14 protein-coding genes are annotated in these 14,819 nt (G+C 69.0%); 6 read left to right on the top strand and 8 right to left on the bottom strand.

What is annotated here, in order from left to right; genetic code table 11:
* Positions 1-18: 18 nt before the first annotated feature.
* Positions 19-1,071, bottom strand: a complete 1,053-nt coding sequence (locus tag ACIGII_RS14295) for a sugar phosphate isomerase/epimerase family protein (RefSeq protein ID WP_399639064.1) — start codon at positions 1,069-1,071, stop codon at positions 19-21.
* A 94-nt stretch (positions 1,072-1,165) separates the two neighbouring features.
* Here ACIGII_RS14295 and ACIGII_RS14290 point away from each other — a divergent pair, with 94 nt between their 5' ends.
* Positions 1,166-2,182 carry a LacI family DNA-binding transcriptional regulator gene (locus ACIGII_RS14290; RefSeq protein WP_399639062.1) on the top strand — a complete coding sequence of 339 codons (1,017 nt, stop codon included), beginning with the start codon at positions 1,166-1,168 and terminating at the stop codon, positions 2,180-2,182.
* Positions 2,183-2,186: 4 nt separating this feature from the next.
* Here ACIGII_RS14290 and ACIGII_RS14285 read toward each other — a convergent pair whose 3' ends face one another.
* The 3 genes from ACIGII_RS14285 to ACIGII_RS14275 form a co-directional block, all read right to left on the bottom strand.
* Positions 2,187-2,621 carry a hypothetical protein gene (locus tag ACIGII_RS14285; RefSeq protein ID WP_399639060.1) on the bottom strand — a complete coding sequence of 145 codons (435 nt, stop codon included), beginning with the start codon at positions 2,619-2,621 and terminating at the stop codon, positions 2,187-2,189.
* 86 nt (positions 2,622-2,707) lie between these two features.
* Positions 2,708-4,090, bottom strand: a complete 1,383-nt coding sequence (locus tag ACIGII_RS14280) for an aldehyde dehydrogenase family protein (protein ID WP_399639058.1) — start codon at positions 4,088-4,090, stop codon at positions 2,708-2,710.
* Between the two features lie 27 nt (positions 4,091-4,117).
* The gene (locus ACIGII_RS14275) at positions 4,118-5,773 is read right to left on the bottom strand and encodes an acetolactate synthase large subunit (protein ID WP_399639057.1); all 1,656 of its coding nucleotides are present in this window, start codon (positions 5,771-5,773) and stop codon (positions 4,118-4,120) included.
* A gap of 220 nt (positions 5,774-5,993) precedes the next feature.
* Between ACIGII_RS14275 and ACIGII_RS14270 the strand changes: the two genes are divergently transcribed.
* The gene (locus ACIGII_RS14270; RefSeq protein ID WP_399639055.1) at positions 5,994-7,103 is read left to right on the top strand and encodes an NAD(P)/FAD-dependent oxidoreductase; all 1,110 of its coding nucleotides are present in this window, start codon (positions 5,994-5,996) and stop codon (positions 7,101-7,103) included.
* A gap of 4 nt (positions 7,104-7,107) precedes the next feature.
* On the opposite strand, the gene ACIGII_RS14265 is transcribed toward ACIGII_RS14270, so the two are convergent.
* The 3 genes from ACIGII_RS14265 to ACIGII_RS14255 form a co-directional block, all read right to left on the bottom strand.
* Positions 7,108-9,114, bottom strand: coding sequence for a hypothetical protein (locus tag ACIGII_RS14265; protein WP_399639054.1), 2,007 nt, complete (start codon positions 9,112-9,114; stop codon positions 7,108-7,110).
* Between the two features lie 76 nt (positions 9,115-9,190).
* Positions 9,191-10,306: an MBL fold metallo-hydrolase gene (locus tag ACIGII_RS14260; RefSeq protein ID WP_399639053.1), complete on the bottom strand. Its 1,116-nt coding sequence runs from the start codon at positions 10,304-10,306 to the stop codon at positions 9,191-9,193.
* 52 nt (positions 10,307-10,358) lie between these two features.
* On the bottom strand, positions 10,359-10,928 hold the full coding sequence (locus ACIGII_RS14255; RefSeq protein ID WP_399639051.1) for a TetR/AcrR family transcriptional regulator: 570 nt from the start codon (positions 10,926-10,928) through the stop codon (positions 10,359-10,361).
* Between the two features lie 234 nt (positions 10,929-11,162).
* Between ACIGII_RS14255 and ACIGII_RS14250 the strand changes: the two genes are divergently transcribed.
* The gene (locus ACIGII_RS14250; RefSeq protein ID WP_399639050.1) at positions 11,163-11,645 is read left to right on the top strand and encodes a DUF1801 domain-containing protein; all 483 of its coding nucleotides are present in this window, start codon (positions 11,163-11,165) and stop codon (positions 11,643-11,645) included.
* A gap of 120 nt (positions 11,646-11,765) precedes the next feature.
* The gene (locus ACIGII_RS14245; RefSeq protein ID WP_399639049.1) at positions 11,766-12,893 is read left to right on the top strand and encodes a metallophosphoesterase; all 1,128 of its coding nucleotides are present in this window, start codon (positions 11,766-11,768) and stop codon (positions 12,891-12,893) included.
* A 100-nt stretch (positions 12,894-12,993) separates the two neighbouring features.
* On the opposite strand, the gene ACIGII_RS14240 is transcribed toward ACIGII_RS14245, so the two are convergent.
* Positions 12,994-13,197 (bottom strand): hypothetical protein, encoded by a 204-nt coding sequence (locus ACIGII_RS14240; RefSeq protein ID WP_399639047.1) that lies wholly within the window; start codon positions 13,195-13,197, stop codon positions 12,994-12,996.
* Between the two features lie 53 nt (positions 13,198-13,250).
* Between ACIGII_RS14240 and ACIGII_RS14235 the strand changes: the two genes are divergently transcribed.
* Positions 13,251-13,742: an RNA polymerase sigma factor gene (locus ACIGII_RS14235; RefSeq protein ID WP_399639046.1), complete on the top strand. Its 492-nt coding sequence runs from the start codon at positions 13,251-13,253 to the stop codon at positions 13,740-13,742.
* Positions 13,739-14,797: a FecR family protein gene (locus tag ACIGII_RS14230; RefSeq protein WP_399639044.1), complete on the top strand. Its 1,059-nt coding sequence runs from the start codon at positions 13,739-13,741 to the stop codon at positions 14,795-14,797. Before ACIGII_RS14235 ends, ACIGII_RS14230 begins: the two co-directional genes overlap by 4 nt.
* Positions 14,798-14,819 lie beyond the last annotated feature (22 nt).

Here is a 14,819-nt window from a genome sequence, read left to right as displayed (position 1 = left end):
CTCCCAGGCGGTCATGGCTCAGATTCCCAGCATGCGGCGCAGTGCGTCCGGATCCGTGCCGCTGTCGGCAAAGTCGTCGAAGGCACGTTCGGTGACGCGGATGATGTGGTCGCGGATGAACGCTGCGCCCTCGCGGGCGCCGTCTTCCGGGTGCTTCAGGCAGCACTCCCATTCCAGCACCGCCCAGCCCGGGAAATCGTATTGCGCGAACTTCGAGAAGATCGCCTTGAAGTCGACCTGGCCGTCGCCCGGCGAACGGAACCGCCCCGGTCGATCGATCCAGTCCTGGTAGCCCGCATACACGCCGCTGCGTGCACTGGGGCGGAACTCCGCGTCCTTGACGTGGAAGATGCCGATGCGCGCGTGGTACCGGTCGATGAAGCCGAGATAGTCCATCTGCTGCAGCAGCAGGTGGCTGGGGTCGTACAGGATCCTGGCGCGCGGGTGGTGGTCCACCACGTCCAGGAAGCGCTCGAAGGTGGCGCCATCGTGCAGGTCTTCGCCGGGGTGGATCTCGAAACACAGGTCCACGCCGCACGCATCGAAGGCATCGAGAATGGGACGCCAGCGTCGGCCCAGTTCGGCGAAGGCTTCGTCGACCAGTCCCGGCGGGCGTTGTGGCCAGGGATAGAAGTACGGCCAGGCCAGCGCGCCGGAGAACGTGGCATGCGCGGTCAGCCCCAGGCGCTGGCTGGCCTTTGCGGCAAGCAGCAGCTGTTGCACCGCCCAGGCCTGGCGGGCGGCCGGATCATTGCGCTTGTCCGGTGGCGCGAAGCCGTCGAACAGGCTGTCATAAGCAGGATGGACCGCCACCAGCTGGCCCTGAAGGTGGGTGGACAGCTCGGTGATCTGCACGCCATGCCCGGCCAGCATGCCGGCGATGTCGTCGCAGTACGCCTGGCTGCGCGCCGCCTCGGCCAGATCGAACAGATGGGGCGTGCTGGTCGGTACCTGCACGCCGGCATAGCCCAGGCCTGCGGCCCACCCGGCCAGCGTGTCGAGCCGGTCAAATGGTGCGGTGTCACTGATGAACTGCGCCAGGAAAAGTGCTGGACCCTTGAGCGTCTTCAAACGGATTCGCCCTCGATGCAATCGATTGCATTATCCTAGCAGCGACTTCTGCAAGAGCTGTTGTGCACTGCACAGCGAACCTTGGGCTGGAACCATGGCGACCATCTACGACATTGCAAAGCATGTTGGCGTTTCCGCCGGCACGGTATCGCGGGCGCTGTCGCGCCCGGAAAAGGTGCTGCCTGCCACGCGCGCGCGCATCGAGCAGGCCGCTGCCGCCCTGGGATATGTGCCCAACACGATTGCACGCACGCTCAAGACCCAGCGCAGCGGCAAGCTGCTGGTCACGGTCCCGGACATTGCCAACCCCTTCTTCGCCCAGATCCTGCAGGGCGCGGAGGACGCGGCGCAGGCGCGGGGTTACGCCGTGCTGCTCGGCGATACCCAGCATCAACCCGACCGCGAAGAGCGCTACGCGCAGATGCTCCGGCGCAACGAGGCCGACGGGCTGATCGTGCTGGGGCATCGGCTGCCGCCGACCGCCCGCGAGATCATCCAGCAGCTGGGTGCCGCCGCGCCGGTGATCAACGGCTGCGAGTTCGATCCGGCGCTGGGCATTCCCAGCGTCCACATCGACAACGCGGCCGCCGCACGCGCCGTCATGGCGCATCTGTATGGGCTGGGCCATGATCGTATCGCCGTGATCGGCGGACCGCCCGACAATCCGCTTCACCAGCAACGACTGGAAGGGGTGCGCGCGATCGGCAGGGCGCGCGGACGCCTGCGCAGCCTGAGCGTGGCACCGGGCGATTTCTCGGTGGAATCCGGTCATGCGGCGGCCACCGCACTGTTGACCGGCGACCCCGCGCCTACCGCGATCTTCTGCTTCAGCGACCAGATGGCGTTGGGAACGCTGGCCGCCTGCCGCGAGCGGGGCGTCCGCGTCCCGGAAGACCTGTCCATCGTCGGCTTCGACGACCTGGCGTCCTCGCGCTATCTCACCCCCCCCCTGACCACCATCCGGCAGCCGATGCGCGAGATCGGTGAGCGCTCGGTGCACCTGCTGCTCGCCATCATCGAACGCGTCGATGTGCCGCTCCAGCAGACCCTGGACTTCAGCCTGATGCTGCGCGGCTCCACCGCAGCCCCGGGAGCGTTTCCGTCCCGCTGAGACGCTACGGGAACGGGTAGGCCTTGCCGCAGGCCAATACGTGGTTGTAGTCGCTGGACATGCACTGGTAGAAGGCGCGCTTGTTGCCTTCGGCAGCCTCGCAGTCGGCCTGGGTCAGGTTCGGCAGCAACGCCCGCAGCGGCGTGGCCGCGGCGTTGAACTGTGCGGCGTCCATGTAGCCGCCCCTGACGTTCTTCTCGCCCACTTCAAGCATGGTCTCCACGCCGTAACGTGCGTTCTCCACGGCCTTGGGGCAGTCGAGCGCGGCGCTGTGCTGGCGCACTTCCAGCAGCGCCTGCGCGACCTCGCCGGCGTCGGCAATGGCCTGGGCGCGGGGGTCGGCAACGGGCACGTCGTCTGCGGCGGCAGCAGCCAACGGCACTGCGGCCAGCATCGCCAGCACGAGCGAAAGGCGGGGAACAGACAGAATCAACGGCACGCGGTCACTCCTTGAAGCGGGCGGTGGAGGCTCGACGGCACTCCGGGGTGGCCGATGATAACCGGCTCCGCCGCCGCCCGTGGGCATCACGGCCGGCGCATCAGGATCATCTTTTCCTGGGACATGTCGCGCATGGTGTAGGGAATGCCGCCGGTGCCGTAGCCCGATTCCCTGCGCCCGGCAAAGGGCATCCAGTCGGTGCGGAACGCGGTAGGGTCGTTGATCATCACCGCCGAGGCATCGAGGCGGTTGGCCGCGCGCAGGGCGACGTCGATGTCCTGGGCGAAGATGCTGGCCTGGAACGCGGTGGGCAGTGCGTTGGCACGAGCAATGGCCTCGTCGAGGTCGGCGTAGCCGTACACCGCGACCACCGGCCCGAACACTTCCTGGGTGGAGATGCGCGCATCGGCGGGAGGCTCGACCAGCACCGTGGGTTGATAGGTGGTCTCGGAGAGGCGCTCGCCGCCGATGGCCAGCCTGGCCCCGCCGGCGACCGCCTCGTCCACCCATTCCGCCACCCGCTCGACTTCGCGCGGCTGGATCAGCGGACCCACTTCGGTGTCCTTGAGCGTGGGATCGGCGGTGCGCAGCGTGCGGACGCGTTCGACCAGCCGTTCGGTGAGGTCATCGACGATCGCGTCGTGGACGAAGATGCGCTGGGTCGAAACGCACACCTGGCCGGCATGGTAGTACCCGCCTTTGACCAGCGGTTCGATGATCTTGTCCAGGTCGGCGCTGCGGTCGACGATGGCCGGTGCCACGCCGCCGTGCTCCAGCGCGGCGCGTGCGCCATGGGCCAGCTTGGCATGCAGCGACCAGCCAACCCGGGCCGAGCCGATGAAGCTCAGGAACGCGACGCGCGGGTCGGTCGCCAGCGCCTCGGCCAGTTCGTTGCCCTCCGGAAGGAACGCCTGGCACCACGGTTCGGGCAGGCCCGCCTCATGCGCCATCGCCACGAACTCCAGGCACGACAGCGGCGTGGCGCTGGCCGGCTTGATGATGACCGGGCAGCCCACCGCAATGGCCGGGGCGACCTGGTGCACGATCAGGTTCAACGGATGGTTGAACGCGGAGATCGCGGCCACGATCCCGATCGGCTCGCGCGTGGTGAAGGCCCAGCGGTTGTCTGCCGCAGCCGAAAGACCCATCGGGATTTCGCGGCCGGCGAAGTTGCGCAGCTCGTCGGCGGCGTTGTGCACGCCGTCGATGGCGCGCGTGGTTTCCACGATCGCGTCTGGCAGCGGCTTGCCGCCCTCGCGCGCGATCTGCAGGGCCAGATGCTCGCGGCGGCTTTCCATCAACGCGGCCAGGCGGCGCAGGATGGCCATGCGCTGGTGCGGCGCCAGCCAACCGTTGCGGTCCTTGAACACGGACGCGGCCGCCTGCAGCTTGCGCTCCAGCGCGGCGGCGTCGTCGCTCTGCAGCGCTGCGATGGGCGCGCGATCAAAGGCCTGGACGATGTGCAGCATGATGGGGTTTCCTCGTTGCAGAAGGGCTCAGCCGCACTCCACGTCGGGCGTGCGGTTGCGCAGCTCGTCGACCAGGACGCGGGTATTCTCGGAATAGTCGATGGGCACATCGACCAGATGGACGCCGCCACCGGCGAAGGCGGCCTCGAGCGTGGGGACCAGATCGTCGACCGCGGTCACCCGCGATCCCTTCGCGCCATAGGCCTCGGCGTAGCGGACGAAATCCGGGTTGCCGAAGCGCATGCCGAAATCCTCGAAGCCGTCCACGGCCTGCTTCCAGCGGATCATGCCGTAGGCGCTGTCGTTGAGGATCACCACCACCAGGTCCAGTCCCAGCCGCACGGCGGTTTCCAGTTCCTGCGAGTTCATCATGAAGCCGCCGTCGCCGCACACCGCCATCACCCGGCGCTGCGGGTACAGCATGGCCGCCATCATCGCCGAGGGCAGGCCCGCGCCCATGGTCGCCAGCGCATTGTCCAGCAGCAGCGTGTTGGCCACGTGGGTGCGGTAGTTGCGGGCGAACCAGATCTTGTACATGCCGTTGTCGAGACAGACGATGCCGTCGTCGGGCATCACCCCGCGCACGTCGTGGACCAGGCGCTGCGGGGTGACCGGGAATCGATCTTCCTCGGCGCGATCATTGATCCGCGCCAGAATCTTCTGGCGCAGCGCGATCATGCCGTCATCGCCCGCCAGCTGGCCTTCCAGTCGCCCGGCCAGCGCCTGCACCGCGCTGCCGATGTCGCCGATCACCTCGATGTCGGGGTGGTAGACCTGTTCGACGGTGGCCGACTGGAAACTCACATGGATGACCTTGGGACCGCCGGCGTCCTTCATCAGGAACGGCGGCTTCTCGACCGTGTCGTGACCGATGGCGACGATCAGGTCGGCACGTGCCACCGCCTCATGCACGTAGTCGCCTTCGGAGAGTGCCGCGGTGCCCATGTAGAGGTTGGACCCTCCGGTCACCGCGCCCTTGCCCATCTGCGTGTTGAAGAACGGCAGCCGCGTGCGCGAGATGAAGTCGGACAGTGCGTCGGCCAGCTGCGGGCGGTTGCACGCCGCGCCAATCATGACCAGCGGGCGCGCGGCGGCCTGGATCGCAGCGGCCGCGCGCTCGAGCGCGGCAGGGTGGGCAAGCGGCCGTTCCAGCGCGTGCACCGGGATGGGGGCGAGTGCCTCGACCGCTTCGCCGGCGATGTCTTCGGGCAGCTCCAGGTGCACCGGGCCGGGCCGCTCCTCCATGGCCACGCGGAAGGCGTCGCGGACGAGGGCCGGAATCGCGGCGGGACTGACGATCTGGCGGGTCATCTTGGTCAGCGGCTTCATCGACGCGACGATGTCGACGATCTGGAAGCGCGCCTGGCGTGCGCTCATCACCGCCTTCTGGCCGGTGATGAGGATCATCGGCATGGCGCCGAGGTGGGCATACGCCGCGCCGGTGGAGAAATTCAGCGCACCGGGACCCAGCGTGGCCAGGCACACCCCGGGCCGACCGGTCAGGCGACCGTGGGTGGCGGCCATGAAGGCCGCCGCCTGCTCATGCCGGGTCAGCACCAGTTCGATCCGCGAGGTTCGCAGGGCTTCCAGGAAATCCAGGTTCTCTTCGCCGGGCACGCCGAAGATTCGATCAACGCCCTCGTTCTCGAGCGCTTCAACCAGCAGGGCGGCACCGTTGCGCATCGTTCGGATCCTCATGGGGGGTGAGTCGGACGGATGGATCAGGGCGGACAGCGTAAGAACCTCAGGATGCTATCAGCCCGGCAGCGTTGCTGCCGTGACGAGGCCCGCCTGCGGCAATGCAGAACACGTGCGCCGCTTCATACCCGCTTCACGCTCGTTTCATGGCCCGCCCGCGGCTGCGCGCCACGCTGCAGGCCTCCTTCGCAGCGGCAGTTCCAGAATGAAAACCACTTCTCCCCCTGATTGGGACCTGGTCGTGGTCGGCGCCAGTTTCGCCGGCGCGGCGTGCGCGCTGGCGGCCGCCCAGTACGGGTTGCGCGTGTGCGTGCTGGAGCGCAAGCACGATCCGGGTGCGCGGCTGCACACCACCGGGATACTGGTCAAGGAAGTGGTCGAGCAGACCTGGCTCGGGCGCATCCCCGCCACGCTGCTGCAGCGCGTGGAGCAGGTGCGGCTGTATGCGCCCAACCTGCGCAGCATCTGCCTGGCCGCGCCCGGCTATTACTTCATGTCCACCGACACGCCCAACGTGCTGCGCTGGCTCGCCGGCGAACTGCGCACCCATGGCGTCGACCTGCGCCTGGGCCAGTCCTTCACCCAGGCCCATCGCCACGGCGATGGGTGGGACGTGGCCGGCGCAGGGCGCACCCGCTACCTGGTGGGCGCGGACGGGGCAGGTTCGCGCGTGGCACAGCGCACCGGCCTGGGCAGCGTGCAGGCGTTCCTTTACGGGGTGGAGCAGGAATTCGCCGGTGTCCGGCTTCCCGAAGGGCAGGCGCTGCATTGCTTCGCCAGCCGACGCTACGCCCCGGGCTACATCGGCTGGGCGGCGCAGAATCCGACCGGCGTGCAGGTCGGGCTGGCCGTGCGGCACGACCCGGCGCGCGCGCGGCAGCCGGACATGGACGGCTTCCTGGCGCACGTGCGCGACATGATCGGCCTTCCCGCAGCGCTGAAGCCGGATGCCACGCGGGCCGGATTGATTCCGTGCGGCCCGGTGAAAGGCGCATTGACCGCGCCCGGGGTGATCCTCACCGGCGATGCGGCCGGCATCGTTTCACCGTTGTCGGCTGGCGGCATCCATGCGTCCTGGCGGCACGGCTGGACGGTGGGCGACGCGGTCGGGCTGCACCTGCGCGGCCGCGGACCGGCGGTGGAGGCGGTAGCCGCGCAGGCGGTGCCGCGCTTCCGGGGGAAGCGCATGCTGCGCTGGGCGATGGACCACCTGCAGCTGGACTGGCCGATGGACCTGATGCTGCAGTCGGGAATGATGAGGCGGGCGGCCGAGCAGATCTACTTCCATCGACGCGGGTTGCGCATGGATCGATGAGCGGTCAGGACCGCATCCAGGCCTGCCGTCCCGGCGCTGCTGCCTTGCTGCGGCGCAGGTCGATCTGCCGGTCCTGGTAACGCTGCATGCTGGCCTTCAGCTCGTCCAGCGCGTCCTCCGGCAGCCACAGCCGACGCGTGCCACGCGTCATCGCGGTATACGCGGCGCGTACCGGGTTGTGCGCGAACTGCCGCGCAAACCCGGTGCGGAAGCAACAGCGCGACATCGCCACCGTGGCGAACTCGGCATTCTTGGCGTGTTCGACCAGCATCAACGGCAGCGCGGCACCGTGGAAGGGCAGCAGGCGTTCGCTCAGTTCTACGAAGCGGTCGCGGTTGTACCCGCGCATGAACATGCGCGGGATCTGGGCCAACCCCTGTTCGGCACATTCGGCCAGCAGGTCTTCCCAGCGTTGGCTGCTGCCGCCGTGCGCGGTGAGTTCGCGATAGGCTTCGGCGCCGCGCGTGACCTCGCGGCCCAGCGTGGCCAGCGAGTCGGGATGGATCGCGAACGCGGCGCCGGCCGCGGCCAGGCGCTGGGCTTCTTCCAGCAGCCGCCACGGACTGCCATAGATGCGCGCACCGTCGTTGGGTACCTCGCTCCATTCGCGGTAGGTGCCGGGCAGCGTGGGCAGGTCGGCGGCACCGCTGAACGGCGCGTCGAAGCGGCTGCCGATGTCCAGCGCCAGGGTGTCGTTGATCAGCGTTTCCACCAGCCGACCCTGGCGGACCGACTGGTCGATCTCCAGCGTCATGCCGGTGGCGAAGCGCGGGGCATGGCCTACCAGGCGCTGGTTGGGGTCGCCAAGGCTGATCACCGCCCCCTCGTAACTGGACAGCAGTGCCTTCCACGCCGGGCTCAGGTCGTGGCCCTCATCGATCAGCAGCGTGCCCCAGGTGGCGGGCACGCTGACCTGGTGCTGGGCCAGCCACTTGCCGATGTGGTCCACGTTGACGCTGAGCAGGCCGTGGCGCTGCAGCTGCGGGTCGAACATGCTGCGCCACACGTGCTCGGCCGCCGCCATCAGCGCGCTGCTGTCGATCATCGCCCACGGCACGGCGCGCGCGAAGTGGCGCGGCGCCAGCTGCAGGCTGCTCGAGCGGCACCATGCCGCGATGCCTTCCAGGGCGATGCGCAGCACGCGGGCCGGCGCATGCGCGCCGATCGGCTGCAGGTCGAGGCGCGCGGCGATGTCGCGCAGCGACAGCTTGCTGATCTGGAAGGCCGGCCGCCAGGTCGTGCGCAGCAGGCCGCGCCGGAACGCGTCGCCGGCGACGTGGTTGGCGAAGGCGATCTGCGAGATGACCTGCACCGGCAACGCGGCGCTGAGGCGTTGCCGGAAGGCCTGCACCTGGCCGGCGCGCGGTGCGATGTAGGTATACCGGCGCGCGGCGCTGTCCAGCAGCTGCAGGATGAGATGGGTCTTGCCGGCGCCGGCGTAGGCGTCCAGGTCGATGTGCTCGTCATCGTTGGCGATGATCGCGCGCAGGGCCCGTGCCTGCTCCGGGGTGTAGGCCTGGGTGCGTTCGACATAACGCGGTGCGGCGGCGACGTCATCGAAGGCGCCATCGTCGTCGATAAGGGCGCGCTCGGTCGGAAAACGCAGGGTGTGCGCTTCCAGCGTCACCTGGCTGTCGGCCTGGAAGGCATCGGCCAGATACGCCTCCGGTGATGCGGCGGCGTAGCGCGCCACCACCGCTTCGGGCCCCAGCACCACGCCCTGTGCGGCGAGTGCATGCAGCCACGCATCGGGCAGGGCGGGCAGTGCGGTGCGCAGTGCGGCGAACTGGCCCGCGGCCGCCTCCGGTTGGGCCAGGAACAGTGCGCAGGCCGCATCGATCAGCCGGGTCAGGGCGGCCGGGTGGTGCGGTCGCTGCTGGCACAACGCGGCGGCGAACAGCCCGGCGCGTTCCAGTGCGGTGGGGGGCAGGGTGCCGGCGGCCAGGAACGCGCCCAAGGCGGTTTCGGTCAGCGGCAGCGCGTAGGCAGCGGGGGAAGAAAGGGCAGGCATTCCAGCAGCATGGTACCGCGCGGCGCCACGCAGCCGGTTGCTGCGCGCGCCGCGCCGCTGAACGCAACCGGCGGGGTCAGGGCGTGCTGGCCGCCGCGCCGTTGGCGATGTCACCGACCGGTGCGGTCAGTGCCCGCCACCATGGCGTGCCGGCATGCGGCGCGGCCAGGTCCAGGCGTTCGCCCATCACCGGGGTGGACAGCGCGATGCCGCGCTGCGCCGCCAGCGCGCTGACCCGCTCGAACGGTTCTTCCCAGCGATGCATGGCCAGGTCGAAGGTGCCGTTGTGGATCGGCACCAGCCAGCGGCCACGCAGGTCCTGGTGGGCCTGCACGGTCTGCTCCGGCTGCATGTGCACGAACGGCCACTTGGCGTCATACGCGCCGGTTTCCACGAACGCCACGTCGAACGGCCCGTAGCGCTCGCCGATGCGCTTGAACCCGTTGAAGTAGCCGGTGTCGCCGCTGAAGAACACGCGCAGCTCCGCGTCCATGATCACCCACGACGCCCACAGCGTGCGGTTGCCATCGCGCAGGCCGCGGCCGGAGAAGTGCTGGGCCGGGGTGGCGGCGAAGCGCACGCCGTCCACGTCGGTTTCGTCCCACCAGTCCAGCTGGCGCACGCGGTCGCTCGGCACGCCCCAGTTGATCAGGCGGTCGCCGACCCCCAGCGGTGCCAGGAACACATCCACCCGCTCCGCCAGGTACTTGATGGTCGCCTTGTCCAGGTGGTCGTAGTGGTCATGCGAAAGCAGCACGCCGCGAATGGGCGGCAGGTCGCGCAGGGCGATCGGCGGCGCATGGAAACGCTTGGGCCCCATCCACTGCACCGGCGAGGCGCGCTCGGAGAACACCGGGTCGGTCAGCCACCAGCCGCCGCGCAGCTTGATCAGCAGGGTGGAATGGCCGAGGCGGTACACGCTGCGGTCCGGGGCCTCGGCGAGCGCCTGCGCGCTGAGTGCGTGCACGGGCGGGGCCTGGTCCGGCGTGGTGCCGGGCGGCCGGTTGAAGAAGAAGTCCCAGAACAGCTTGAGCGTGGTGCCGAGCGATTCGCGCGGCTTGGGCGCGACGTTGGTGAACTGGTCGTCGGCGCGTTGCGGCGAGTTTTCGTAGGAGGCAATAGGCACGGTAAGGGTCATCCCGATGATTACGGTGAGGGAGAAGCCGACAACAAGGACGGGGAGGATGCGCATGCGTCGTCTCATGGGTGAGTGCGCAGGCACTCATTTATCAGGGACATCAACATCAGCGCTGGATGCCTTTCCAGAACAGGTCGAAGCCTGCCTGTTGCAGCATCTGGCGTTGTTCGGGCTGGGCGGCCATGGCCTCCAGGGTGGTTTCGAGCAGGCTGATCATTACGCGCCCGATGTAGAAGGAAACGCGTTCGGGGTCGGCATGCTCGGCGATGCGCGCTTCCAGGTCGTGCAGCATGGTGCCGAACAATCCCGCGCACTGGGTGCGGGTGCATGCGGTGATGCGCTCGGACACTTTGAGCTGGCGCAGCGCCATGCGGTCCACCGGCGACTGCGCGCCCCAGACCAGCAGCGCGTTCCAGACATGCAGCAGTTGCTCGCGCACCTCGGCGTCGGCCGGGAAACTGCCGCCGATGGCCAGGGCCAGGCGTTCTTCAAGGCGCACGAACAGCGCATTGAGCAGCGCGTCCTTGGTCTCGAAGTAGGTGAACACGGTGCCCTCGGCAACCTTGGCCGCCTTGGCGATCTGCGCGGTCGACGCACCCACGCCCCGTGCGGCCACCTGTTCGGCGGCGGCAATCAGGATCGCGGTGCGTTTTGCGTCGCTCAGCGGGCGGGCCATGGTGAGAGGGTTAAATGAGTGATTGCTCATTTAAAGCCCAACGCTGCGCCAGCGCAAGGCCCGCCTGCCCTGTGATGTCGGCGGTTCAGGTGGGGATGATGCGGCCGCGCGCGCTGCACGACGTTGAATCGGGCGCCGCCGGGGTCTATAACGCGGTTCTGGCCCCCCGCAACCGGATGCGTAATGGCGACCCCCGGAAAAACGCGGCACCGCGCTTCCTGCCAGGACACGACCATGCCCACGGCCAGCACCCACAGCAAACCCCTTGCCAGCGACAAGGCCGTGGCCGCCGATGCCGCCCGGCAGATCGATGCGAAGATCGCCGCACTTGGCGATTGGCGCGGCGACACCCTGGCGCGGGTCCGCGGGATAATCCACAAGGCGCTGCCGGACGTGGTGGAAACGGTGAAGTGGCATGGCGTGCCGGTATGGGAGCACAACGGCATCCTGTGCACGGGGGAGACCTACAAGGCGGCGGTGAAGATGACCTTTGCCCACGGCGCCCGCCTGGACGATCCGAAAGGCCTGTTCAACGCCAGCCTGGACGGCGGTACGCGGCGCGCGATTGATCTGCATGAAGGCGATACGGTCAACGAAGCGGCGTTGAAGGCATTGATCCGCGCGGCGGCGGCGTTCAACGCCGACAAGGCCAAGGGCAGAGCGACGCCGGCCAGCAAGGCCGCCAAGGGCGATACCGGGAAGACCACGGCGCGCTGAGCGCCTGCAACCCACCATTCCATGTTGCTGCGGTAGCGCCTGCCCCCGGTTTCGGCAAAGATGGTGCGCTGCACGATCGCCACGCGCGCGTGCAGTCCCCCACCGAAACTGGAAGAGCCTGTGCTGAGTGTTGTTGGAGTAGTGCTTGCGTTGTACGTGGTGTGGCGGCTGATCTGGCCGCTGAAGATGCCGGTGTCGGTGCGCGGTCCGCTGGGCCTGCTGATCCTGGCGCTGGCCCTGCACCACCGGATCGTGGCGCGCTTTGCCGGCACCATGGCCTCACCGGAGATCCCCAAGGCAGCGATCGTCCTGCTGGCTTCCGGTTTCACCGCGCTGCTGCTGGTGGCGGTGTTCCTGCTGGTGCTGGACGCGCTGCTGCTGGGCGCACGGGTGCTGCGCCTGAAGCGCGCAGCCGATGCATTGCGGCGCGGTTGGTTGCGACCGGCGGCAGGCGTGATCGCGCTGGTGCTGGGCGTCGTTGGCGTGCAGCAGGGCATCGCCGTGCCGCAGACGCGGCAGATCGATGTCGCCATCGAAGGCCTGCCGGCCGCGTTCGACGGCTACCGGGTGCTGCAGCTCACCGACATCCACGCCAGCCGCCTGCTCACCGCTGACTGGGTGGCCAAGGTCGTGGCCGAAAGCAACGCACTCACGCCGGACCTGGTGGTGATCACCGGCGACCTGGTGGACGGCAGCGTCGCCGCCCGCGCCAACGATGTACGCGCGCTGGGCCAGCTCCGCGCACCGGACGGGGTGATCGCGATCACCGGCAATCACGAGTATTACGGCCAGTATGCGCAGTGGATGCCGGCCTTCCGCGCGCTGGGCATGCAGGTGCTGGAGAACAGCCACACCCGGGTCACGCGCGATGGCGCGGTGCTGACCATTGCCGGCGTCACGGACCCGGTCGCGGCCCGTTACGGGCTGCCGATGCCGGACCTGAAGGCAGCACTGGCGGGCGCCGATCCCGAGGTGCCGGTGATCCTGCTCGACCATCGCCCGGGGGAAGCGCGCGCCAACGCGGCGCAGGGCGTAAAGCTGCAGCTGTCCGGACACACCCACGGTGGCCACATCGTCGGCATGGACCAGCTGGTGAAGCGGGCCAACGGCGGGTACGTTTCCGGACGCTACGACGTGGACGGCATGACCCTGTACGTCAGCAATGGCGCCGGCCTGTGGCCGGGCTTCGCCGCACGCCTGGGCATGCCCTCGGAAATCACGCTGGTGACGCTGCGGCGCAGGCCCTAGCCCATGATCGCCGCCAACGAGGCCGTTCGGCATCGGTCAACGAGGACGCACGCATGCTGGTTCTGTTCCTTGTAGCGGGGCTGCTGGTGCGCAGTGACGCTTAACCAACCAACGCGGTCTGTGTCGGCACGGTTGCCTGGACAAGCTCCGGGGCCAGCGCGTGGGCTACAGCCATGCGCAGCATGGCGGGGCTGATGTGGCGGCGGTGCACGTGGTCGATGGCCGCCATGTAGAGGCGACCGAAGCGGTTGTGGGTGCGCACCGTCACCACCCCGTAATACGCAGCGCTTACCTTGCGCCGCACTTCAGGGGTGGGGCGGCAAAGTGGCCGAGCAGGCAAGAGGGCGGCTGGCGCGGATGTTCGAGGAACATGCGCCGGTACTTCGGGGGTTCTTCGTGCGCCGGGGGGCGCGACAGGACGCCGAAGACCTGGTGCAGGAGACGTACCTGCGTCTGCTGCGTGCGCATGCGGGGCCGGGCGACACCATCGCCAACCCCGAGGCGTATCTGTTCACGGTCGCGCTGAACCTGGCGCGTGAGCAGGCCAGCCGCAGGCGCTGGGCGACCCTGCCGATCGACGACATCGAACAGCTGGGCCAGGGCCTGGCCAGCGGGGAATGCGTGGAAGACGCGGCCGAACGTGAACAACGCCGCCAGCGCCTGCAGGCGCTGCTGGCCACGCTGCCCGAACACACCCGGGCGGTGCTGGTGATGCAATACCGCGATGGGCTGAGCTACAGGCAGATCGCCGAACGCCTGGGCGTGTCCTCGCACATGGTCAAGAAGCACGTGGTCCGCGGCCTGTCGGTGTGCCGCCGGGCGATGGGCGATGCGGGAGCGGTTCGATGAAGCAGCCTACTCTGCACCCGTCCGCGCTGACCCAGGCCGCTGCCCATTGGCATGCATTGCAGCGCCAGGGCGAGGTATCGGCTGCGCAGCAGCGCGCCTTCCTGGACTGGCTGCTGGTCTCGCCCGAGCACCTGCGCGAGTACCTGGCCATCAGCGAGACCGCCGGCGCCCTGGCCGAAGCGCTGCGCGCGATGCCCGACGACCTGGCGGTCCTGCTGGCCGCGCCCGCGCCGCGCCGCGCGGACGACAACGTAGTGCCGCTGCCGCTGCGCAGCGCAGCGCGGGCACCGGGGGCGCCACGCCGCCGGCGCCTGCCCGGGTTTGCGGCCGCCGCGGCGTTGCTGCTGTCGATCGGTATCGGCGCGCCGCTGGCGTGGCCCCGCACCACCCACTACGTTGCCGCGCATGGCCAACCGCACCAGATCCGGCTGGCCGACGACAGCGTGGTCCATCTCGACGCGGACAGTGAACTGTCGGTGCGGATGAGCCTGTTCGTTCGGCGGGTCGAACTGGAACGTGGCCAGGCCAGCTTCGTGGTGGCACCGGACCGGCGCCCATTCGCAGTACATGCCGGTGGCCTGGAGGTCAGCGACATCGGCACCACCTTCGATGTCTCGCTGCTGCGCGAGCAGGCCCGCATCGCGGTCAGCGAAGGCCGCGTGCAGGTGCGTGGCGACGGTGGGCGTGGACGCCTGCTCGCGGACCTCTGGGCAGGCAAGGTCGCGCAGGTGGACTACCGCGACCAGCGCGTGCAGATCCGAGACGAGGACGCGGCCAGCATGACCGCCTGGTGGCATGGCCGCGTGGTGTTCCGCGACGAACCGCTGCGCGACGTGGCCGACCGCTTCAACCGGCACAACGCGCAGCGCCTGCGGGTCAGCGACGACGCCGGCGTCCTGCGCCTTACCGGCAATCTGCGCGCGGACGACCTGGCCTCGTTGCGCGCCTTCCTGGAGCAGCAGCCGACGCTGGCGATCGAGCAGCGTGCCGATGGCATCCACGTGCGTCAGCGCGGGGCAGGGCAGGGCGCTGTCAAAAAAAATTCATCGAAATAGCGGTGCCCGACCTGCGCGCTGC

Origin of the sequence: Stenotrophomonas sp. NPDC077420 (assembly GCF_044543385.1) — a bacterium.
GTDB lineage: Bacteria > Pseudomonadota > Gammaproteobacteria > Xanthomonadales > Xanthomonadaceae > Stenotrophomonas.
Note: the sequence above shows the minus strand (reverse complement) of the source record. Positions and strands in the feature narration are given on the sequence as shown.